Below are 23399 nucleotides of genomic sequence, written 5' to 3'. Positions count from 1 at the left end.
CCCAACTTGGCTTATTGGTGATACTAAACGTAGTTGTATCACCCGTATCGTCATCAGTTACCGTAGGGGTAAAGCTGTACGCTGCATCTTCTGCAACGCTTAACGTTGGCGATCCCGAAATAACAGGCGCAGTATTGGAAGGAGTAACAACCGTTGAATTAATTGCACTTTCAACTGGTGTACCGCTAGCATTTGCGTTTACTGGCGTAACTTCAAAGCTGATGTATTTACCAACTTGTGCCCCCGTTAAAGTGAAGTTTTCAGTAGTCGCTACCTGGGTTTTTCCTGTGCCGCTGGCATCATTTGACGCATACCATTTGAAAGTACTGGTGGTTTCTGCATCAGAGTCAACATCGGCGTACGTATAACTACTCGTCAGTAACTCCCCGGCTTGAAGTGTGCCTGAGAAACTTACCGAACTAGCTGTTGGCGCCGAATCTGCAGCAGCGACAGCCGTTGAGTTAATTGCACTTTCAACTGGTGTACCGCTGGCATTTGTGTTTACTGGCGTAACTTCAAAGCTAATGTATTTACCCGCTTGCGCCCCCGTTAAAGTGAAGTTTTCAGTAGTTGCTATTTGAGTTTTTCCTGTACCACTGGCATCATTTGACGCATACCATTTAAAAGTACTGGTGGTTTCTGCATCAGAGTCAACATCGGCGTACGTATAGCTACTCGTCAGTAACTCCCCGGCTTGAAGTGTGCCTGAGAAACTTACCGAACTAGCTGTTGGCGCCGAATCTGCAGCAGCGACAGCCGTTGAGTTAATTGCACTTTCAACTGGTGTACCGCTGGCATTTGTGTTTACTGGCGTAACTTCAAAGCTGATGTATTTACCCGCTTGCGCCCCCGTTAAAGTGAAGTTTTCAGTAGTTGCTATTTGAGTTTTTCCTGTACCACTGGCATCATTGGACGCATACCATTTAAAAGTACTTGTGGTTTCTGCATCAGAGTCGGTATCAGTGTAGGTATAATTACTTGTAAGTAACTCACCTACTTGTAACGTACCAGAGAAGCTAACCGATGTTGCTACTGGCGCGGTATCAGTCCCAGAGTCAGTGCCAATAACATTTATTCCTTGCCAATATAAACTCGCGTTCATACAGCCAGCAATACTTGCTGGCCCTCCCCCTGAGCAATGTCCTCCTGTCGTGGTATGCCAAATATGATTAGCGCCATTACACGCCGCTTTATTTAAATGGCTTTTCATAACGTTGGCTTGATCGGTTACTGTTGGTGTGGGAGATAAAGCTGAATTCGGCGCAAGCGTACCCCCGCCAAGATTAACTTGCAAACAGAAGTCAACAAACGTTTTCCTACCAACGATATTACCTGATAGCTTAGCACTCACGCTCTCTTTCACGGTTAAGAGATCATTTTTTTGTAAGAAATCTAACGCATTTTGATCAATATTTATCTTAGCTGTGTCAATATTATTTTTAGATGCATTCGTAAAAGCGCCAAAAGCAGCCCGCTTAACTTTGCTACTTTGTTGTTGTAACTCATTTTGAGTTTTATCTGGTTTGGTTATAGCGATAGCTGATATATTTTTAATACTGCGAATACTAGAGAGCCCACTTCGATTTCGAGTAGAAGCGACCGCAGCCCCTGCTCCCATAAGTGCCAATAAAGGTAAGGTTGCTTTAATTACTTTCACTAATTTCTTTTTATCGCTTTTGTTACCTATAGATTCCATAGTGTCATATCTCCATTGTCCGCTGTTATATTTACAGTAGTGCTATACCCGTGACCAGTGAAGGTGAGTGATTATAGGTATAAATTAATATCAATTTTATTTATAGTTCATTATCTTCTATCTAACTTGTTATTTGAATAAATAAAAGTAGATAGTATTACCCATCGGTAAGTTCTGGATGACAAAAGTGGTTTCTCATTCTTGGATGATTGGGTTCAATCAGTTCAGGAAAGCTACAATCAGGGAGCACTGCTACATCATAAATTTGATCAACATTGCCCGTAAATTTGATATAACCTATTTCTTTCATCTGACCTGCTTCATTTTTGTCTTCCGTATCAAATAACCAAATACCTGAGTGAGTTTCATCATGTTTTAATGATATAGGGGCTGGCATAGATACATCTCCCTGACGTACCTTGGAAAGACCAGCAAACATAATGTGCCCATAAAAGTCCATACCACGAGTAAACCCTGGAACTTCTGCCAAAACTTCAGTAGTTTTTTGTTGAGGTTCGTAGCTACATATTTGACCGTGACCTGAGTTACAGAAATACACTTTGTTCTCATGCCACCTCGGAGAATGAGGCATGGTAAGCTCTTCCACAACAATACTATTCGATTCTACATCCATTAATGTGCCATTAAATTTAGCCCCTTTGCGCCACAGACCAGATTTATCATAAGTAGAGAAGGTCGTAACATAGGCAGGTTTACCGTCTTTTAAGGCCATGCCGTTTAAATGACACCTATCTTCAGGAACAAGCTCTGATATAAAATGGGGTTTCCAGCGTGGCACAAAGCTTGAGTTTGGCTCTATTGTGCATAAACAAGAAAAACTAGAGTTAACGGCCCACAGCCCTTCATCGCCCCAATCAATATCGTGTATATTGATCATGCCTGAATAATGAGCTGAGCGAGTGATGAAACACGCATCTACCTTTTCATCAACCGGCGCGAATAATTTTTCTTGATACGCTTCTATTTTTTCTTGTTGTTTTTTTTGCGCTACTAATTGTTCTGGTGTAAGTTCTACAAAACTTTTATCACTAACATCGTTATTATTTTCGTCATCTTTAGTTTTTATTCTCGGTGCTGTAATATCTTGTTCAATCGAAGCTAATGGCTGTTTTAATTGTGTTAAAAGACCATCCTCTCGTTGAAAGTTAATTATTTGAGTAAAAATTCCCAAAGTAATTCCTTCATCTGTAACAGATAGCCCCATAGGTCTTGGAAAACTTTTAAAGTTAACATCGATACTTTCACCGTCGCTTCTGACCAGCATTAATCGTCCAGCTTGATAAGAAGTGAAAGCCAACGAAATATTTAATTTTTTTAACACTGCAGGAAGGTTATCGCTGTATTCACAGTTAAAATCTAACGCTTCATTTATTAATGATTCAACTTCCGAGTCGGAGTTTTTTCCTATTGATTGCTTTGATTCTTTCAATGGTTTAGTCAATTTATTTTACTTCCTTTTCGATTAATTCCGAATGATTGTTGACCTTGTCTTCTAAGGGTAGCCTCTGCGCGTTAGGTTCAACTATCAACTTAAGCTGCTCTGTTAACTGCTGTATTGTGAGTTCAGGATGGTGTGATAATAGTAGTGCTGATATTCCGGAGACAATAGATGCAGCGAGTGATGTACCAGAAAAACCACCATATTTCCCTGAAGATAAAGTTGTTTTTACCCACTGCCCATAAGTAAATAAATCTACTGATGAACCATAATTACTATAAGCTAAACGCCGAAAGTCCTTCCCATTTGCGCCCACAACAATAGCATTTTCTATCGCGCTCTCCGTGCTATTTTTTACAATTTCTTTTCCATTATTGCCTGCAGAAATAACCACTACAATGCCTTTTCCATTCCTGCCATTTTCAGTGAGATCTTGAATAATATTATGGATTGGTTGTAATAAAAATTGAGTGTGCCAACTGCAATTAATAATGTCTGCCCCTGTGATCTTTGCCAGTTGAAAACTCAATAAAGTGTTTGATGTCCAGGTGCTTGGTTGACGAATACTTATCAGTTCAGCTTCAGGCGCTATACCATCAACCCCCTTATTATCATGTGCGGAAAAGATAATACCCGCTACTTTAGTGCCGTGTGTATCCTGTGCGAATATAGGTATTGATGACATTATTTTATTTTCTACATCATAAGAAAAGCTCATAGTAGTGTGCTTAAATTCGGAATGTTCAATAAATATACCATCATCAATAATCGCTATTTTTATATTCTTTCCTTTCGTTTTCAACCACAGCTCTGAAATATTTAACAAGTCAATATAGGGTGAGCCTGCGTGATTAACATTGTGTAGTAAACTTTCTTTAGGTTGTTTTTTTTTGTTGGAATATTTTGACTCGGCTATATTTGATTGATCTTTGTTTTTTTCACCTTCATTAAAGGGCACTTCATCTTTTGCTTTTAACTGTAGAATATCTGGCTGAACGAGCAAAATACCTTTTTCAGGCTGTATTACCTGCATTTTTTGCAGATCAAATAACACATCAACTAAACGGTTTTTATCGCTGAATGTTAACGAATAAAAATTACTTTGTGTTCCCTTAAACAATTCAGTGACATGGCTAACAGCTTGATGAAAACCGAAGACCTCATCTTTCGTTACCGTATTAATTGTTTTTACAATAAGACGTTTCGATAACTGCACGCTTATATTAGTTCCTTTCACATAAGCGTTAGTGCCTCGCTGAATAATTTCTACTCGATTAGAGAAATTATCGAAGACTAATCGCTTGTCATGAATAGGTACAGAACTAGAGTAGACTGGGAATATAAAGAAAAGACTAACAAGCACCATCGCATAAAAAGTTGCGAATACAACTCTACATAATAGTGGGTTTATACTCTTGTTAGACTTAACTTTTTCAGCTATAAACAAGTGATTCTCTATGTTAAATTGACTGTAATACTGTCATCATTTAAAGATAACAAGCAGTAAGCTTTCTTTATACCCGTAATTCTCCCCAGATACTAATTTATTAACCTCTTGATGGATAAATACCTTGAAGTGCAATACAAAAGTTCACGCCTAAAAAGGGTTGATTATTTTCATGCGCTCTACTGCCCCCTGTATTGGTTAACACTTGAGATGACAAATTAGTATTGGTCGTTTTTTCCGTCGAAATGTAAGTGGTTTGTTCTTTACGATTCCCTCCTTCTTCCGACATAAAACTAATAGTCGTCGGCTCCTGGGTAGTTCCAGTTTCTCCAACACCTACAAGGCTATGATTATGTGGTGGCATTTGTGCTTCAACTAACTGAACGGTTTCCGAACCGATTCTGTCGCCTAGTCTCCTTGACGTTAAACCAGGTCCACGCCCTGGGTGCATAGGAATACGATCGCTCAAATTAGGTAAACCACATGTTGAACGTCCGTCTCCCCCATAAGTTTGACCGATAAGCGAGAATAACGCGGTGTTTTGAGAAATAGGTAATAGTTGCCCATTACAAAATGCCCAATCACGAGGAGCATAATTACACGCAAACATCCTGACTTCGGCAATAAAAGGTTCTGACATAATTATTCTCCTAATTTCTGCTTGGGTAAGTGCCAAACATGGCGATAATAAAGTTCAAACAAAGACTCGGCATCAAGTTACTATGACTTTGTCCCCCACCTACTGAAGATACTGTATTTTGACTTAACAATTGCGTTGTTGCAGGAGGTGTTGTTGATGAATAATAAGACATGTCACCATCAATTTGAGCAGCTAGTACACTGTTTGTTGGATCACTTGCCGTAGCTGTATTCACTGTCGCCTTAAACTCATGTTTGTGAGTTGGCATTTGTTCAGAAGTTAGTGTCACCCTTTCAGAGCCATAATGTGCCCCAATAAATTTATTAGTCAACCCTGGTCCAGTTCCTTGGTGTACCGGTAATCTGCCACGCATATCAGGTAAAGCAAACAATGTTATTCCGTCACCACCATAGGTAGTACCTAATAATGAAAATAAAGCATCATTTTGTGAAATTGCTAATATTTGACCATCACAAAAAGCCCATTGTCTAGGTGCAAAGTTGCCCGCGAACATACGTATTTCGCCTAAAAAAGCTTCGCTCATATTTGTTCTCCTAAGATTGTTCTATAATGTTAATTTCGTGCAGGAAAAAGCCCTTGAAGCGAAATACAAAAATTAACCACACATGATGGCTGCTGGTTATTATGAGGGCGACTTGCTCCTGCCGCGCTAATGCTGTGAGGGTTTAATGCGACTAAGTTTTCCGCCGGAGCATACATGTTTATTGGCGTTTTTTTATTATCTCTGTCGTCAAAACCCGCTGCAATAATATTACCCGAAAAAGTGGCGGTATTAGCATTTTCGCCTGTCGCGTTGACAAAATGCTGATGGTTAGGAAGTTCTGCTTCAGTAAGTGTTACTGATTCAGCGCCCCCTCTTTCTCCCAATTTAGTGGCCCCACCTATCGCATGCATAGGCGTGCGACCACGCAGATCAGGTAATGCAAAATTTGTTCGACCATCCCCCCCATAAGTTGAGCCTAATAACGCATATAAGGATTGGTTTTGGTTAATGGGTATGATTTGTCCATCACATTTTGCCCAATTTCTTGGCGGCCAATCAAAGCCGAAGATTTTGATTTCACTTAGAAAAGGTTCTGACATTTTCATTATCCTCTTTACATTTAACGTGAGTATCCTCACAATTTACCCATCATTTAATAACGTAAACATATAACTATATGTCATTAAATAATTGGGATAACACTATTTCACTCCGCAAAAGCACGCAAAGCGATATACCTTTCATGTTATCGCTTTATGCTGCGACTCGGGCAAGTGAACTGGCTATGACCAACTTTTCTGAACAAGAAAAACACATGTTTGTTGAGCAACAATTTAACGCGCAATTTACGCATTATCATCAGCATTACTGTAGCGATTATTTCAATATCATTGAACAGGACGGTGAAGCGGTAGGGCGACTTTTTGTTGACTACTGGGAGAATGAAATTCGTATTGTAGACATTGCTTTGGCTCCCGAACACCGCAATAATGGGCTGGGTAGTTACTTGTTTCAAAAATTGTTTAAGCAAGCAAGAGAAATGGGGAAATCTGTCACTATCCATGTTGAAAAAAATAACCCCGCAAAGCGACTTTATGAGCGCTTGGGATTTGTGCTTAAGACACAAACTAACGAGGTGTATTTGTTGATGGAGTGGATCCCTTAACATCAATTTTATCATCCTTAATTACACTTACCAAAAAGATACTTACATAATTATCCGCAACAATAATCTTGTTAATTATGCTTCAGTAGTTTCTCGTTTTCTTGTAACGACTGTTTCATATTCCGTGGCCGAATTTGGAGTAGTGAACAAACTGACTTCACCAATTTTTTCATGACAAAAAGTGTATGTACCTTGCGGGATGGTCACACCTGGAGCTGCACTATAAATAACAGAAAACGAATCCCACTCTTCACCATCTAACACTCCTTTATTAACTTCAGCAATAACAAGCTCCACCCTGTTACCTGCATCATCTTTTATTAGCATATTTTCACCAATAGATTGCGATAAGTTAATGTAGTTATATTTTTCCATTATGATCCTCAAATATTATTCTAAAAATGTCTTTAAAGGTTTCTACCCTGAATTTATATACACATTATATAAGAATAAAAAAAGGCCAAAGTCAATTTTCAAAGCAGAATTATAATTTATTTCACTACCTAGCAAACATATACCCGTTACCATTTAAAGTGCTCGATTTCAGTGGGAATTAAAAGGGAATAGCCATTCCTTCATCACAGCGCCTTGAATTGAAATCGCTCAAGCGCTCTGAAACATGCATCTTTAATGGTAACAAGGTATAAACTGTTTATTCTGATAGAAGGACATCTGACCACTACATCATGACTCCACACTATTTTAGGTCAGTTTATAGCTAGGGCAAGCACAGTGTCAGTCAGATGTTATTTTTATAATAGGTGGTACGGAAAAGTCGCTAGTATTAAGTGAGTTGAGGCACCAATTAAAGACCTATAACACAAAAAGCGATGTTACCGCACCTATTTTAAGTGCAATAACATCGCTTTTTAACTTTTATAAACGCTATAAATTTTTTAGCCGCTTATTTTGTAAAGATTATAGCGCCTTAACTAGCATAGTAGTACCAGAAACAGCAACAATCACACATTGGCTCTTGTCACTAATAGCTTCGCTAATGACCTCACCATCAATGTCATCAGCTAAACGCGCTTGCCAGTCAACTCCTGAATAACGAATAGTCCCTGCAGTTGCAGTAATCTCGCTACTTGCAGGTACTTTCAAACCGATCATGTCGCTAGACTCATCGGTTTTACTACTTAACTGCTGCATTTTTTTTAATGGCTTCCACAGTATTAAGGTAATAACTGCAGATAAAATACCAACCACTAATATTTCGCTTGGCCAGCCATTAATCAGCCCTATATTAACTAAAATACCGGTAACAGCACTCGCTATAGCAAAGAATAGTAACGGACCGCTTAAGCCCATTATTCCTAACTCGATCACTAAGCTTAAACCCGCAATGGCATACCAAATTAGTTGATGGTTTTCTAAAAAGTTCTGCATATTTATCTCTTAATGATTAAGCCTTTAAACTACTTGAAACGGCAATGGCCTGTGCTACGGTATTGGCAATATTATCGCCTGTTTTACCGTCAGTGAGTACTAAGGTGCCTTCTTTAGCAATAGCTTGATGAGCTGTAATTGCATTTTGCGCTAAAGTTAATGTAACAGCCGATTGACCTTGCTCTGTATTAGCTGCTTTACCCACTACTTCTAACGCATCGGCATCAGCAATCGCAACTAAGCGTATGGCTTCAGCTTTACCTGCTGCTGTTAAAATTTGTGATTCTTTAGACGCTTCAGCCGCTAATACTTGTTCGGCTTTTGCTGCTTCAGCATCAAGAACACGTGCTTGCTTTTGACCTTCAGCTTGAGTAATTGCCGCTGTTTTAACACCTTCAGCCGTTAAAATAACCGAGCGTTTTTCTCGCTCAGCGGTCATTTGTTTTTCCATATCTTCACGAATACTTTGTGGCGGCGTAATGTCTTTAATTTCGTAACGTGTCACCATAACGCCCCAAGGTGCTGTCGCTTCAGTCATTGCACCTAAAATTTGCGCATTAATTAAGTCACGATTTTGAAAGCATTCATCTAACTCCATTGAACCAATAGCGTTACGCATAGTTGTCATGGCTAGTTGTGTCACTGACATTTTGTAGTCTGTAATATTGTTAGTTGCTGCCGACGCATCGGTTACTTTCATAAATAAAATACCATCAATATCTAAGGTAATATTATCTTTGGTGATGGCCGATTGAGACATAATTTCTAACGATTGTTCTTTAAGGTTTCTATCCGCCGCAACAGATTGCACAAAAGGGATAATAAAGTTTAAACCTGCAGACAATGTTTTACTGTATTTACCTAAAGTATAAATTACATAACCACGGTTTTGTGGCACAAAATGTATACCTTTTTTTAAGGTGTACAAGATGACAATAGTGACCCAAAGTGTAGGGCTTGATATAAGATTTTCAAATAAAGGCATAGAGTTGTATTCCTTGTGTTATGTATACCCATCACACTTCAAGATGCTGATTTCAGCAAGTCGAAAAGAGTCAGGTACAAGGCATTGAGTGAAGAGAATAGTTATTCTATTTTCTAAATCAATAACGCCGTAGATGACCCTTTATCGCCTTGCCCGTAGGGAGCTAAGCTAGAACATCTGTCCTGCGTTGCGATACTTGATAAGGGAAAACCATTATCTGTATAACGCGCCTTGGCCTGATATCCTAGCTTAGCTCTGAACCTGCACCTTCAAGTGTAATGGGTATATTAATTCCCTAAATGAAAAATTAAAGTAAATGAGTACAAGCGGCAAAGCAAGTTATTTATATTTACTACAACGTCCTTAGTAGAGAATTAACTCTATCTTATCGTTATTTTTGCTACAAAAATAAAGTAATGATTTTATGCGAAAGCAGTCATAAATATACTGTTTTATTGTCATAAAAATACGCTAACTTAGAGGTAACAAATACAAAAATTAGTCAGCGGTGTATAAAAGGCCTTAAAAATGCTATTATTGGTAGTACACCTTTTAGGTGGACTCTTTAATATTTATGAATAGCTATGCAATTTTTACGTATAGCTAGTTATTTTAAATGGTGAGTAAGCTAAATAGCACTAAACTAAATAGCATCAACCTTGATAAATTATTAGAAACTGTTAAGTACTTAACATAGAGTTTTAGGTAGTAATCATCCCCCTCTCATTAATTGATTTAAGAAGAATATGAAAAGAATAGTAATTAAAGTAGGAAGCGCGGTTTTAACTGAAAAAAACCGTATCGCGAAAGAAAGAATGTTAAATTTAGTGACTTTGATCGCTAATTTACGTCAAAAATATAAAGTAATATTAGTTACTTCAGGCGCTGTTGCTGCGGGTTACTCTGCATTAAAACTTGATAAGCGTAAACTTATCGGTAAGCGCGCATTAGCGGCTGCAGGACAACCAATTTTGATGACATCATATAAGAAAAAATTTGATATCTACGAAATAGACACTGCGCAAATATTACTAACCGAAGATGATTTTGACTCGCGTAAAAGAACAAAAATGTTCCAAGAAATCATTGATGCACATTTAAATAACGATATCATTCCTATTGTGAATGAAAACGATATTTCATCAACACCAGAGCAATTATTTGGTGATAATGATCAATTATCAGCCAACGTTACCGTGGCAACACGCGCTGAGTTATTAATGATTTTAAGTGACATTGATGGCTATTACGATAAAAACCCGCATGAACACGATGACGCGAAAATATTCAAAACGATAAATGAAATACCACCTGAAGCATTATTAGATGACTCTACACCTAATGATCCGTTTGCTACCGGTGGTATTGTTACTAAGTTAAAAGCTGCTGACTTTTTATTAAAAAAAGGCAAAAGTATGTTGTTATGTAATGGCTTTGATTTAACTTCTGCTGAATCGTTTTTACTGCACGACAACCATCAATTAGGTACTTTGTTTGAGCCACTCAACAAAAACAAGAAAGCAGATTAACAAAAAATTGTGAGTTAAGTTGCAAAGCGTTAGTTACTGTTAACGTTTTTAATTTTAAAAGCTGTAAACGATACTTTATCGTTTACAGCTTTTTTTTGCCTTGTTTTTATCAAATACAATTATAACCCTGTAATAACCTGGTCACAATTTAGTCATCTTTTTGTCATTTAAGCAGTTCAATATTCGTTAAAAATTCAATAATAACTATAACGAATATAGGGTGGCTATATACCCGTTCCACCTGAAGATGCTCGTTTCAGGAAGTCTGAGCGATTCATAATCAAGGCACATTTTTTTATTAAGGGTTATTCCCTTATAAAGAAATGTAACGCAGAGTATGATTTGCTCAGGCTTCCCCAAGGGCTGGTTTAGAAACACTTTATGCTGCGTTATTGATCTTGTGAATGAACAACCATTCTCTACAATCAATGCCTTGCCTAAAGCGTTTCTAATTCCAGCTGAATCCTGCATCTTCAAGTGGAGCGGGTATATACACGCCCCAAAGGACAAACAATGATAAACGTCGACTCAATATTGAATGAACAATTACCTACGTTACAACAAAGTCCAAAACTTGAAAAAACAGTACGTACCGTTTGCAAAAAATTACTTCATGAAGAGGAAATTAATACCTTTTTAAATGATCATGCGCACCTTGGTGCTAGCAACTTTCTCGATCATGTTATGCAGCGCTTAGGTTTAAGTTTTTTAGTTAATAACTGGGAGCTTGAAAATATACCTACATCTGGCCGTGTAGTTATTATAGCAAATCACCCGTTAGGCTCTTTAGATGGCATAGCATTACTTAAAATGGTTAGCCAAGTTCGTTCTGATATCAAAATAGTCGCTAATGAAATTCTCTCTAATATAGAACCACTAGAAAGTTATTTTTTACCTGTCGATAATATGAAAGGTAGAGCCAAAAAAGAGCAATATCAAGCCATAGAACAGAGTTTAAATACCGAAGAAGCTGTAATATTTTTTCCTGCTGGAGAGGTTTCCCGTTGGCGATTAGATGGCATAAAAGATAATCATTGGCGTACAGGTTTTTTACGTATTGCTAAAAAAACACAATCGCCAATTTTGCCTATTTATGTAGGAGGGAAAAACTCTAAATTTTTCTATGGTTTGTCATTACTTTCAAAGCCAATGAGTGTTTTACTTTTGGTTAAAGAGATGTTCAGAACCACTAAAATCACCGTACCAATGACTATTGGCGAAATCATTCCTTTTAGCCAAATAGATAAATTACCGACTAACTTACCCGTGAGCGCACAGTTATTTAGAAAACACGTTTACACCTTAAACAGTCGTAAAAAAAATAAAGGCGGCGGTAATCAAGCTTTAGTGTTTGAAACAGAAAAGCCAATTGCTGCACCACAACAACGTCAGCACTTACTTGCCGAGTTAGCACAATGTGAAAGATTAAGTAGCACTGATGATGGTAAAGAATCGTATTTACTCACCAATGCTAAAGACACTCGTTTATTAAATGAAATTGGTCGTTTACGCGAGCTATCATTTAGAACAGTTGGCGAAGGCACAGGCTGTAGAATAGATACCGACGAGTACGATAATTATTATCACCACATTATTTTGTGGGATCCAAAACAACTAGAAATTGTCGGCGCATATCGCGTAGTACCAACTAAAGATATTGCTATTGATAAGCTTTACAGCAGTACCTTATTTAATTACCAAGAAAATATCAAAAAAATTAAACCACAAGGTTTAGAAATGGGTCGTAGCTTTGTGCAACCTAAGTATCGCGGAAAGCGCAGTCTTGATTATTTATGGAATGCCATTGGCGCTTATTTGATTAAATTTCCTGAATTACGTTACTTATTTGGCCCTGTATCTATTAGTGCTGATTACAAAAAAGAACTACATCAATGGTTAGTTTTTTACTATCTCAAGTATTATGGTAGTAAAGATAATGCTAAGTTTTATAACTTGGCTCAAGCCAAGTTACCATTATTATTTACTGACGCTGTTCTTCAAGATTTAACTGAACAGTTTGCCGGTTTAGATCATAAAGAAGGTTTCAAACTGCTTAAAAGTCATGTGAAGTTATTCAATATGGCGGTACCTACTTTACTAAAACAATACACTGAATTATGCGATCCTGAACACGTAAACTACTGTGCATTTAATATAGATCCACTTTTTAATAACTGTATAGACGGGTTAGTAATGGTTGACTCGTATAATGTTTTACAAAAGAAGAGTGATAAATATTTTCCTGGAAGGAAGATAAATCAACAACTTATTACTTAATCTATTGAAGTATTTAACAATACAATTTAGCTAAGCCTCTAGCTTAATAGTTTTTTTAATTGCCTTCGTAAAATTTAACGATGAAAGTAGAGAAAATAGCTGCTAGAGAAAGATGTATTAAACCGATCTCAGGTTAACTAATATGTTAACGAATACTGATTGCTAATTTAGTCTGTTGCTTATTCTTAACATTATTTATCTAGGGTTCATATACCAAAAAATCCCCTTTACTATTAAATGTTAACTATTAACCATTAACATTGCATTAGCGATAAATTAAGTTATATTAGTGTTAAACTAATTAAGCGCTTTAACCTATTATACTTTAATTGACTATACTAAAGGAAAACCTATGAACTTTCGCCAGGCCACGTTATTAGTGGCGATAAGCGTTTTTGCTATCACAACTACTAGCTGTGCTCAAACTGATTCCATAACAATACTTGAAGATAAAACATCTTATAAAACACAGCTGCTTTGGCCTGATATCATTATTCCTTGGGGTATGACACAGTTACCCGATGGTCGCATGTTAGCCACTGAACGCGAAGGTAAGTTATGGTTACTTTCTGCAGATAAAACAGAAGGAAAAACATCAATAGAAATAACAGGCTTACCTGAGATACACGCAAATGGACAAGGGGGATTACTTGATATTGCCCTGCATCCTGACTTTGCAGCGAATAACTTAATTTACTTCACTTACGCCAGTAAAGCAGGTAATGGCTCTGGCAGTAATACTGCGTTAATGCTCGCCAAGCTAGACACTAAAAACCATAAGCTTACTGAACAAAAAGTGCTATATAAAGGCGAGGAAAATTCAGATAAAGGTAATCACTACGGCGGCAGAATAACTTTCTCGGGTGAGCATATTTATTTCTCCATTGGTGATCGCGGTAATCGCGATAAAAACCCACAAGATATTACCCGTGATGGTGGTAAAATTTACCGTTTAAATCTTGATGGCTCTATCCCTAAAGACAATCCATTTTATAACCAAAAAAGCGCTAAACAAGCCATTTATTCTTACGGTCATCGTAATCCTCAAGGGTTAATAACATTTGGTGACACTAAACAAATATGGTCACATGAACACGGCCCTCAAGGCGGCGATGAAGTAAACCTAATTGAATCTGGTAAAAATTACGGCTGGCCTGTTATTAGTTACGGGATAAATTACAACGGCACTTCCTTTACCGATATCACTGAAAAAGCAGGTATGGAGCAACCTAAGCTCTATTGGGATCCGTCTATTGCCCCTTCTGGCATGACCTATATTACCAGTGATAAATACCCACAATGGCAAGGTAAAGTATTACTCGGTTCAATGAAGTTTACCCATGTAGTCTTATTAGACATTGATAAAGGCAAAGTAGTAAAACAAACAAAATTATTAGCTGATATCGGTGGTAGGGTGAGAAGCATTATTCAAGGCAACGATGGTTATATTTATGTTGGTGTTGATGGGAAGGGTATATTACGTGTAGAGACTGACCTTTAGGGTACCTAACATGTTACGTGATACTTCTGAGTTTCTTGCTGAATATAGCCGAATTATTCTTTCATAAATATCTTTTAAGTGTTTATTTTAATCAAAAAAGAGGAAACAAAGTTACCTTTGTTTCCTCTTTTTTAGTTCATATAAGTTAAATCACAATATTAAGCACTAAAGCTTAGGTCACGGTTTAATTTATAATTAATCGATGTATGTACAACAGTAATCGATAATAGTTTTTGCTTTAATGTCGAAGTAGCTGTTAGCATCAACGTTGAAAGACTCGCCGCCTTTAATTGTTAACCACTCAGTTGCGTCTTTAAGTAAAACTTCACAGTCACCTGCTGTAATTTCCATTAATTCAGCTTCTTTAGTATCGAAACGGTAATCGCCCGCTTGCATAACACCTAACGTTTTAAAACTACCATCTTTAAAAGTGATAGTACGGCTTACTACTTTACCGTCAAAATATACGTTTGCTGCGCGGTTAATACTTACTTCGTTAAAATCAGACATAGTGTCATCCTTATTGAGGTTATAAAATTATGATAAAAAATTTAAAATAAAAAAGCGACATCCGATAATATTCAAATGCCGCTTTTTATAAGTTTATTTATAGAAAAAATTACTTAGAAAAAAATTCAAAAAATGAATTATTTTGCACTCGCAATTTTTTTCATGTCTGTCATGTAACCACGTAACTCTTTACCAATTACTTCAACGCCGTGTGAACGAATTGCTTCGTTAACTTCAATTAAACGAGCGTTATCAACGTTATTTGAAGTTTCTTTAAGGCCTTCACCTAACTCTTCTAATGTTAAGTTAGCTGCGTAATCTGCTAGTAAAGGTTGTGCCGCGTGTGTAAATAAGTAGTTACCGTACTCAGCAGTATCAGAAATTACTACGTTCATTTCGTATAATTTGTTACGCGCGATAGTGTTAGCGATTAATGGTGTTTCGTGAAGTGACTCGTAGTACGCAGACTCTTCGATGATACCTGAATCAACCATAGCGTCAAAAGCAAGTTCAACACCCGCTTTGATCATAGCAACTACAAAGATACCTTTGTCGTAGTACTCTTGCTCAGAGATTTCAGTGTCACAATCAGCTGCTTTCTCGAAAGAACTTTCAGCTGTTTCTTCACGCCATTTTAATAAGTTAGCGTCGTCGTTAGCCCAATCTTCCATCATAGTTGCAGAGAAACGACCTTCAATGATGTCGTCCATGTGCTTTTGGAATAAAGGACGTAAAATTTCTTTAAGCTCTAAAGACATATCAAACGCTTTGATTTTAGCAGGGTTTGATAAACGGTCCATCATGTTAGTGATGCCGCCGTGCTTTAAGCCTTCAGTAGTAGTTTCGATACCGTACTGTAGTAATTTACGCGCGTAAGCTGCGTCCATACCTTGAGCAACTAATTGCTTGTGACCTAAAACAGCAGCAGTTTGTAACATACCACAAAGGATAGTTTGCTCACCCATAAGGTCAGACTTAACTTCTGCGATGAAAGATGATTCAAGAACACCAGCTCTGTCACCACCTGTAGCACTTGCGTATGCTTTAGCGATTGCTAAACCGTTACCTTGAGGATCGTTCTCAGGGTGAACAGCGATTAATGTAGGAACACCAAAACCACGTTTGTATTCTTCACGTACTTCAGTACCTGGACACTTAGGCGCAACCATTACAACCGTGATATCTTCACGAATTTGCATGCCTTCTTCAACGATGTTGAAACCGTGAGAATAAGCTAAAGTTGAACCTTTTTTCATTAACGGCATAACAGCGTTAACTGCTGAAGTATGTTGCTTATCAGGCGTAAGGTTTAATACTAGGTCAGCTTGAGGGATAAGTTCAGCGTAGTTACCTACTGTGAAACCATTCTCAGTAGCCCACTGCCATGATTGACGTTTCTCAGCGATTGCTGCATCACGTAAAGCATAAGAAATGTTTAAGCCAGAATCACGCATGTTTAAACCTTGGTTTAAACCTTGAGCACCACAACCAACGATTACAATGTTCCAATCTTTGATGAAGTTACAACCGTCAGCGAACTCTGCACGATCCATGAAACGACACTTGCCTAATTGACCTAATTTTTCACGTAAACTTAACGTGTTAAAATAATTACTCATGAGTATTCCTATAATGTATGTACTTAGTGTTTGATAGTTACCAAGTTATTAGCCGCTATAAATAGCCGTTAAAAACTCACCAACTTGTATTTTATTTAGCCAGTTTTCTGACGATGGCAGCATGATACGCTAGCCATGTCATTGCATAAAGTGATATATTCGCACAACTACATTGCAAATATTGCAACGACAAATGTTGCAATGAATTATACAAAACAATAATTTTACCTGTTTTAGCACTTCGGCAAAAGAGTATAGAAGATATGGATCAAAAAGCACTGGCGATGTTCGCTCATTTAAGTCAAAGCTTACATTTTGGTAAAACGGCAGAGGCATATCACATTAGCCCTTCTACACTAAGTCGAGCAATACAAAGGCTTGAAGGGGAAGTAGGCGGCGATCTATTACATCGCGATAACCGAACTGTAGTGTTAACTGATGCCGGTAAAAAATTCAAAATATACGCTGAACAACAACTAGAGCAATGGCAGAGTTTCAAACAATCACTCAATCAGAAGCAGTCTGCATTAACCGGTAAATTACATATTTATTGTTCTGTTACTGCCGCTTATAGCCATTTACCGCCGTTATTAGAACGTTTCAGAGCTAGGCATCCATCAGTAGAAATTATGCTCACTACAGGTGATGCGTCAGACGCCCTTGAAAAAGTGCAAAATCAGTCGGTAGATTTTGCGATTGCAGCCACCCCTGAGCATTTACCACGCAGTGTTTATTTTCATCACCTTGATACCATTAACCTTGCGGTTATTGCGCCAATAATGAAATGTAAGGTACAACAACAATTGAGTGAAAAAGTCATTTCATGGTCTGAAATCCCAATTATATTGCCTGATTATGGTGCCTCACGTAAACGCTTTGAATTATGGTATCGTAAAAAGCAACAAGGCAAAGCCAATATATACGCCACAGTATCTGGGCATGAGGCTTTAGTAAGCATGGTCGCATTAGGCTGTGGTGTAGGTGTTGTTCCTCAAGTTGTGGTTGATAATAGCCCAGTAAAAGATCGCGTACAAAACCTAATCGACGTGGGTGAAGTAGACACCTTTGAACTAAGTGTCTGTTGTTTAAATCAATCAAAGTCGCAACCATTGATTAAAGCGTTTTTTAGTGCGATTGACTAGTGCTTAAGTATTATCTTAAAAACAATTTATCTTAAAAACAATAAACCACTGAACTCCCACCAAGAAAACGTGAGAAAGACAAGCTTAATGCCAACTTGGTTAATACTATATGTACTCGTAGGCCGGAACTTGTTAGTAATCCTATAATGTTTACTTTAAACGTAATTATTCTAACGGTAAGTGTTCTGCGTAATGTGAGCAACAATGAGAAGTATTGTGTAGTTGTACTAAAAAAATCCGAAAGATAATATTAAACATATTGTCTCTTTCGGATTTTGCCTTATCTTATTTTATACAATGAGTAAGTTGTACTATTTTGCTTGAGGAGCATGATATGCCTGAGATATTGCATAGCTATCTTCCATCCAATTCCAGCTTTTTACTTTGCCATCAACCACATGTACTCGAACAGCCCAAGTAAACTTGCCAGTATCAACGCCCGTATTGGTGGCAATAGCGCTCATAGTACCCATGAACACAGCTTGTTCTCCATTTTCGAAGCTGTAATCAGTTGTCCAGCTAGTAACTTTTAGACCTGCACCAAATGCTGGCATGAATGTTTTGAAAACAACGTCTTTGCCTTTCCATGGACCAATCCAAGGAACAGACTTGTCGCCTTCATTATGCCACACAAAGTCATCTGTCATGAGGTTGTTTAATACTTCGCCATTACCTGAGCCCGCTGCTTCTAAAAAAGCTTGTGCTGTTGCAAGTGTGCCTTTTTCTATATCTTTGGCCTGTGCTACTGAAACAATTAAGCTACCGATTACGACTAAGGTTAAAATTAGTTTATTTTTCATGTTGAATTTCTCTTTGTTTATTTAAAGGTTTAAAATTTAGGTTTGGTTATATGTTGTTATGCTCAGCTAGATCATTGGCAATTAATATCCAGCTTAGCTACTGACTTTGCTGAGCATCTTGTTGCTTAAGTACTTTATGCCCATCTTCGGTTACGCCGTTTTTCCAATAACTACTAATATAGATATGTTCACGGTCCACTTGTTTGTCATTTTGAAAGTAACTGCGTAATTCACGCATAGCGTCAAACTCGCAGGCTGTCCAAATTGATACTGTGCCACTTAACCAAATTAATGCTTTCACTTTAGTGGCTAGTGACTCTTGGTTAGTTATCCAGATAACTTGTATATTTTCTGGTACATCAATCTGTTGAACATCTACTTTCTCAGTAACTTGTATCACTGCATAACCTTTGGCCTCAGTTGGTAGCTGACGGATCTTCGCTGACAAAGCCGGAAGTGCTGTCATATCTGCTACCATTAAAAACCAATCTGCCTCTATGTTAATTTCTTTTATACTACCGGGACCGGCAATATTTACTGCTTCGCCCACTTTCGCAGAGATCGCCCATCGCGTGGCAAAACCACTGGTTAAGTCATCACTGAGGTGGCGCACAAAATCTACTTCAATCGTGCACTTTGCAGCTGAAAAGCGTCTTATAGTATAAGTACGCATTATCGGCCGCTCGCCTTGTGGTAACTTACTTAAATCCACGCCTCCTTCTTTATTGAATAAAAGCTTTATATAACTACCTTCACAGCCATCTGGGAAGTTAGCAAGCTCATCACCTTTTAATAGTATGCGTTGCATGTTTGGAGTGACTTGTGTTGAATTTTCAACAGTTAGTTGTAAAGGTGCTGGTTTTTTCATAAGGCTCTCCAAATATTTGTATAGAGGTAATGTTGAGGTAGGTACTATGACTTACCTCAAGTTTTTATATTAAAAGCTTACACGAACACCGATTGATAATTCATTAGTTGATAAATCATCAATCATGAAACCGTCAGTGAATGAGTCTTGCCCGGTCATAACATCACCCAAAGAGGTGTATTGGTATTCACCGTAAATTGAAGCGTTTTCTGTTAGCTCATAATTCACACCGAAACCTAAGTTCCAAGAAAACTCTGTTGAGTCGCCATCAGTATAAGCATCATAAAAACCATCTGCAGCACCATCAAACGCATCAAAATCGGCTACACCTGCGCCTCCCAATTTAGCAGAATAGCTATTATCGGCTATGCCCAGGCCCGCTTTTAAATAAGGGGTAAAAGCTGTGCTATTAGTAAAATCGTAAAAGCCTTCTATGGTATAGGTATAACTTTCTATCTCGCCTTTTAAAATGTATTCTTCGCCATCTCTTGCACCAGTACCAATTCTTTGTTGATTAAAGCTACTTTCACGATAACCAATGCGACCTTCAACACGGAATTGATTATTGATAATATAGCCCACACCTATGCTGCCTACAGTACCGTCATCGGCATCAAATTCTGCAGGGAAGTCAGGGTCTACTGCTATGTTATTACCGTAAGCTTCAGAATCATTTATTTGTTGAGTGACACCCAACTGACCCGTGGCATAAAAACCTTCTGCATGTGCTAATGAAGGCGCAGTTAGTGCTAATACGATACTTAGAGCAAGTGTTTTTTTAGTGTTATTCATTTTATTTATCCTGTTGTATATGTTGTTGTCTCAAGAGGAGGTTTCCTTGAAGTCGAGATAATAATATCTCTTCGCCATTACCTTTAATATATGTAATAATTTGATTTTATAATTCTTAAAAACAGAACAATGATAAATTACTTACGACATATGGCAGTGTTTGCTAGGGTAGTAGATGAAGGCTCTTTTCGAAGAGCGGCGAAGACATTGGATTTAGCGCCATCTCGCACTAGCCAAACGGTGGCCGATCTTGAACAGTATTTAGGTGTGACTTTGTTATACAGAACAACACGTAAACTGGTTCTGACTAACGAGGGGCGTAAATTTTATGGTCATGTGGTAGAAGTGCTAAGGAACGCCGAGGCGGGTTTAAACGAATTAAATGCGCTTTCGCAACAACATATGGGTGCTTTGCGCGTGTCACTGCCGGTTTTTCTTACATCTTCCAGCATTTCAACGGCTATTGCTGAATTTGCTAAGTTATATCCTAAAGTCTCATTATCGTTAACTTTTAGTGATCATATAGTAGACATACTCAATGAAGGCATAGACATCAGTATTCGAGTCGGTTGGCTGCAAGACAGTACTATGATGGCTCGTAAACTATTTGAAGGCCAACGCTTGTTGGTGGCAAGCAAAACCTATTTGGACACTCGAGATACGCCGACACATCCAAATGATCTGTTAAGTTGGGATTGGATAAAGTTTGATATACGTTCAAGTTCTGTTGAGTTTGAATCTGCCACGGGTGAAAAAGTATCAATAGCAGAAAATACTCGCTTTAGTGTAAATAGTGCCGACGCCTTGGCTAATTTTGCTAAACAAGGTTTAGGGTTAGCTTACGTACCTGAGCATATTGTTGCCGATGATATTGAAACAGGAGAATTAGTAAATGTACTACCGGAGTGGAAACTTAAGTCTTTAGGTTATTACGCCGTATGGCCGAATAAGTCCCGCCGCGAGAATCTAACCTTACTGTTGGTAAGATATTTAGCAGAGCATTGCTAACTCTATACCCGTCAAACATCAAAGTGCAGATTCAGAGCTAAACTAGGATATCAGAGCAAGATGCGTTATGAAGATAATGGTTATTCCTTTATCAAGTATCGCAACGCAGGACTAATGTTCTAGCTTAACTGCCTACGGCCAAAGCGATAAAGGGAGTCTAGATCTTTAACTTATTATCAGGCTTTGAGATTGAAAGTATCTCTTATACCCTACGCCACAGCACTGGTTAAGTGTCGCAATATTCTATCCATAGCACGATAAGATAACGCCTCTACAATATGCTTGTTCGATATATCTTGCACTGCTTCCATATCAGCTAAGGTGCGCGCTATTTTTAATATCTTATGATGGGCGCGGGTTGATAAACCAAGCTTCTCTACTGCTAATTCTAGAAATTCGTTATCTTCAGCTGTTAACGCGCAAAATTGTTTTAATTCACGACTACCAATATGGGCGTTAGCCTTACCCTGGCGCTGTAATTGAATATCTCGACAGGCTCGTACTCGCTTTTGCACAGTCGCACTAGTTTCATTTTCTTGGTTAGTCTCAGCCCAAGTACCGCGCGGTAATCTTGCCACTTCAATTTGAATATCAATTCGATCGAGAAAAGGTCCTGACAATCGATTTAAGTAACGTAACACTTGCTCTGGCGTACTACGGTTATCATTGTAAAAACCCGTAGGGCTTGGGTTCATTGCGGCTATTAATTGAAACCGCGCAGGAAAACACTGTTTTTGCAACGCTCGTGAAATAGTCACTTCGCCTGACTCCATTGGCTCACGCAACACATCTAATACTTTTCTCTCGAATTCAGGCAGTTCATCAAGAAAAAGTACACCATTATGTGCTAACGTTATTTCCCCTGGTTTTGGTTGGCTACCACCACCGACAAGTGCTGCTGAAGAAGCAGTATGATGTGGCGCCCGAAAAGGCCGAGTAAACCAAGTACTACGCGAGATATCTTGATTACTAATAGATTGAATAGCCGCAACCTGTAATGCTTCTTCTTCTGTCATTGCAGGTAAAATACCGGCTAACCGACTAGCTAGCATAGTCTTGCCAGTACCTGGCGGACCGATAAATAGTAAATTATGACCGCCAGAGGCAGTTATTTCTAAAGCTCGTTTGGCCAGTGGTTGCCCCATGACATCACTAATATCGAGTGTTTTTTCAATCGTTTCTTCTGTAACGACTTGCTCAGTCACTAAAGGTAAAACTTGTTGTCCTGCAAAATGTGCAAATAATTGCGTTAAATGATTAACACCGTGAATTTTAGCTTGTTTAACCCAACTCGCTTGTTCAATATTTTGCATCGGAATAATCAAGGTTCGTTCATCTTGACAACTGGCAATAGCCACAGGTATTTCACCAACAATGGCACGTAGTTCCCCCGATAAAGCAAGCTCACCTGCAAATTCATATTTTGATAAATCAACTGGTGGTAATTGCTCTGACGCAGCAAGAATGCCTACGGCAATAGGCAAGTCAAAACGACCTCCTTCTTTAGGTAAATCTGCAGGAGCAAGGTTTATAGTTATTCGCTTTGCGGGGAACTCATAGCCACAATTGATTATTGCACTACGTACTCTATCTTTTGATTCTTTCACCGAGGCTTCAGGTAAACCGACAATATTAAACGCTGGTAAGCCATTAGCAAGATGCACTTCAACGGTTACAAGAGGGGATTCAAGCCCTATTCGGGCTCTGCTATATACGCAAGAAAGTGACATAAAAATTCCATTTTAATGATTCCTGTTTTCAGTGTAGTTCAAATATTATTAATTGGCTTTATTAGCCCTTGTCGTCTGCTGCAAAAAAAAGCTATAATGCGCGGGCTTGACTATTATATGAGCCGCCAAAATAACTCTTTGGCTAAGCTATAGGCATTAAAACAATAGACAAACAATGCTGAATTTATAAATTTATTCAGCCAACTTAATACATATAAGACAATGAAATGCATCGATTCAACATTATTATAGTAAAACTTCTCGTCGTGGTGATAATTAGATCATCTCGAGGGTTTTGTTGAACTAAAGAAAGCATTCAATCAAAAAATAAGCCCTC

21 protein-coding genes are annotated in these 23399 nt (G+C 38.1%); 6 read left to right on the top strand and 15 right to left on the bottom strand.

Features of this window, described 5'->3' with window-relative positions; genetic code table 11:
* The 6 genes from KO502_RS14585 to KO502_RS14560 form a co-directional block, all read right to left on the bottom strand.
* Positions 1–1696, bottom strand: a 1696-nt coding sequence (locus KO502_RS14585) for a hypothetical protein (RefSeq protein ID WP_216023296.1), incomplete at its 3' end; no start/stop codon positions are given.
* A 157-nt stretch (positions 1697–1853) separates the two neighbouring features.
* On the bottom strand, positions 1854–3158 hold the full coding sequence (locus KO502_RS14580) for a TIGR03032 family protein (protein WP_252730784.1): 1305 nt from the start codon (positions 3156–3158) through the stop codon (positions 1854–1856).
* Position 3159: 1 nt separating this feature from the next.
* On the bottom strand, positions 3160–4602 hold the full coding sequence (locus KO502_RS14575) for a S8 family serine peptidase (protein WP_216023295.1): 1443 nt from the start codon (positions 4600–4602) through the stop codon (positions 3160–3162).
* 100 nt (positions 4603–4702) lie between these two features.
* Positions 4703–5212 (bottom strand): tail fiber protein, encoded by a 510-nt coding sequence (locus KO502_RS14570; RefSeq protein ID WP_252730783.1) that lies wholly within the window; start codon positions 5210–5212, stop codon positions 4703–4705.
* Between the two features lie 40 nt (positions 5213–5252).
* Positions 5253–5786: a tail fiber protein gene (locus KO502_RS14565; RefSeq protein ID WP_216023293.1), complete on the bottom strand. Its 534-nt coding sequence runs from the start codon at positions 5784–5786 to the stop codon at positions 5253–5255.
* Between the two features lie 29 nt (positions 5787–5815).
* The gene (locus KO502_RS14560) at positions 5816–6352 is read right to left on the bottom strand and encodes a tail fiber protein (protein ID WP_252730782.1); all 537 of its coding nucleotides are present in this window, start codon (positions 6350–6352) and stop codon (positions 5816–5818) included.
* A gap of 71 nt (positions 6353–6423) precedes the next feature.
* On the opposite strand from KO502_RS14560, the gene KO502_RS14555 reads away from it, so the two are divergent.
* On the top strand, positions 6424–6912 hold the full coding sequence (locus tag KO502_RS14555) for a GNAT family N-acetyltransferase (protein ID WP_216023292.1): 489 nt from the start codon (positions 6424–6426) through the stop codon (positions 6910–6912).
* Between the two features lie 75 nt (positions 6913–6987).
* On the opposite strand, the gene KO502_RS14550 is transcribed toward KO502_RS14555, so the two are convergent.
* From KO502_RS14550 to KO502_RS14540, 3 genes are all read right to left on the bottom strand, one after another.
* Positions 6988–7287, bottom strand: coding sequence for a hypothetical protein (locus KO502_RS14550; protein WP_216023291.1), 300 nt, complete (start codon positions 7285–7287; stop codon positions 6988–6990).
* Between the two features lie 543 nt (positions 7288–7830).
* Positions 7831–8301, bottom strand: a complete 471-nt coding sequence (locus tag KO502_RS14545) for an NfeD family protein (RefSeq protein WP_216023290.1) — start codon at positions 8299–8301, stop codon at positions 7831–7833.
* Between the two features lie 16 nt (positions 8302–8317).
* Positions 8318–9286 (bottom strand): slipin family protein, encoded by a 969-nt coding sequence (locus KO502_RS14540; protein ID WP_216023289.1) that lies wholly within the window; start codon positions 9284–9286, stop codon positions 8318–8320.
* A 746-nt stretch (positions 9287–10032) separates the two neighbouring features.
* Here KO502_RS14540 and proB point away from each other — a divergent pair.
* The 3 genes from proB to KO502_RS14525 all read left to right on the top strand — a co-directional run bounded on the left by proB (position 10033) and on the right by KO502_RS14525 (position 14593).
* Positions 10033–10815 carry a glutamate 5-kinase gene (proB, locus tag KO502_RS14535; protein WP_216023288.1) on the top strand — a complete coding sequence of 261 codons (783 nt, stop codon included), beginning with the start codon at positions 10033–10035 and terminating at the stop codon, positions 10813–10815.
* Between the two features lie 513 nt (positions 10816–11328).
* Positions 11329–13092, top strand: coding sequence for a lysophospholipid acyltransferase family protein (locus KO502_RS14530; RefSeq protein ID WP_216023287.1), 1764 nt, complete (start codon positions 11329–11331; stop codon positions 13090–13092).
* Between the two features lie 352 nt (positions 13093–13444).
* Entirely contained in the window at positions 13445–14593 is a 1149-nt protein-coding gene (locus KO502_RS14525) for a PQQ-dependent sugar dehydrogenase (RefSeq protein ID WP_216023286.1), read from the top strand.
* A gap of 195 nt (positions 14594–14788) precedes the next feature.
* On the opposite strand, the gene KO502_RS14520 is transcribed toward KO502_RS14525, so the two are convergent.
* Both KO502_RS14520 and ilvC read right to left on the bottom strand, forming a co-directional pair.
* Complete coding sequence (locus KO502_RS14520; protein ID WP_216023285.1) at positions 14789–15103, bottom strand: pyrimidine/purine nucleoside phosphorylase; 315 nt, start codon at positions 15101–15103, stop codon at positions 14789–14791.
* Positions 15104–15240: 137 nt separating this feature from the next.
* Positions 15241–16722, bottom strand: a complete 1482-nt coding sequence (ilvC, locus tag KO502_RS14515) for a ketol-acid reductoisomerase (RefSeq protein WP_216023284.1) — start codon at positions 16720–16722, stop codon at positions 15241–15243.
* Positions 16723–16985: 263 nt separating this feature from the next.
* On the opposite strand from ilvC, the gene ilvY reads away from it, so the two are divergent.
* Positions 16986–17864 carry an HTH-type transcriptional activator IlvY gene (gene ilvY / locus KO502_RS14510; protein WP_216023283.1) on the top strand — a complete coding sequence of 293 codons (879 nt, stop codon included), beginning with the start codon at positions 16986–16988 and terminating at the stop codon, positions 17862–17864.
* 311 nt (positions 17865–18175) lie between these two features.
* On the opposite strand, the gene KO502_RS14505 is transcribed toward ilvY, so the two are convergent.
* From KO502_RS14505 to KO502_RS14495, 3 genes are all read right to left on the bottom strand, one after another.
* Positions 18176–18664 carry a nuclear transport factor 2 family protein gene (locus tag KO502_RS14505; RefSeq protein ID WP_216023282.1) on the bottom strand — a complete coding sequence of 163 codons (489 nt, stop codon included), beginning with the start codon at positions 18662–18664 and terminating at the stop codon, positions 18176–18178.
* Positions 18665–18761: 97 nt separating this feature from the next.
* On the bottom strand, positions 18762–19532 hold the full coding sequence (locus KO502_RS14500) for a siderophore-interacting protein (protein ID WP_216023281.1): 771 nt from the start codon (positions 19530–19532) through the stop codon (positions 18762–18764).
* A 69-nt stretch (positions 19533–19601) separates the two neighbouring features.
* The gene (locus KO502_RS14495) at positions 19602–20324 is read right to left on the bottom strand and encodes an outer membrane beta-barrel protein (protein ID WP_216023280.1); all 723 of its coding nucleotides are present in this window, start codon (positions 20322–20324) and stop codon (positions 19602–19604) included.
* A 129-nt stretch (positions 20325–20453) separates the two neighbouring features.
* Between KO502_RS14495 and KO502_RS14490 the strand changes: the two genes are divergently transcribed.
* Positions 20454–21332, top strand: a complete 879-nt coding sequence (locus tag KO502_RS14490) for a LysR family transcriptional regulator (RefSeq protein ID WP_216023279.1) — start codon at positions 20454–20456, stop codon at positions 21330–21332.
* 209 nt (positions 21333–21541) lie between these two features.
* Here the strand turns inward: KO502_RS14490 and KO502_RS14485 are convergent, their stop codons facing one another.
* Positions 21542–23062 (bottom strand): YifB family Mg chelatase-like AAA ATPase, encoded by a 1521-nt coding sequence (locus KO502_RS14485; RefSeq protein WP_216023278.1) that lies wholly within the window; start codon positions 23060–23062, stop codon positions 21542–21544.
* Positions 23063–23399: the final 337 nt, after the last annotated feature.

This window comes from Colwellia sp. E2M01 (genome assembly GCF_018860585.1).
Classification (GTDB): domain Bacteria; phylum Pseudomonadota; class Gammaproteobacteria; order Enterobacterales; family Alteromonadaceae; genus Colwellia.
Note: the sequence above shows the minus strand (reverse complement) of the source record. Positions and strands in the feature narration are given on the sequence as shown.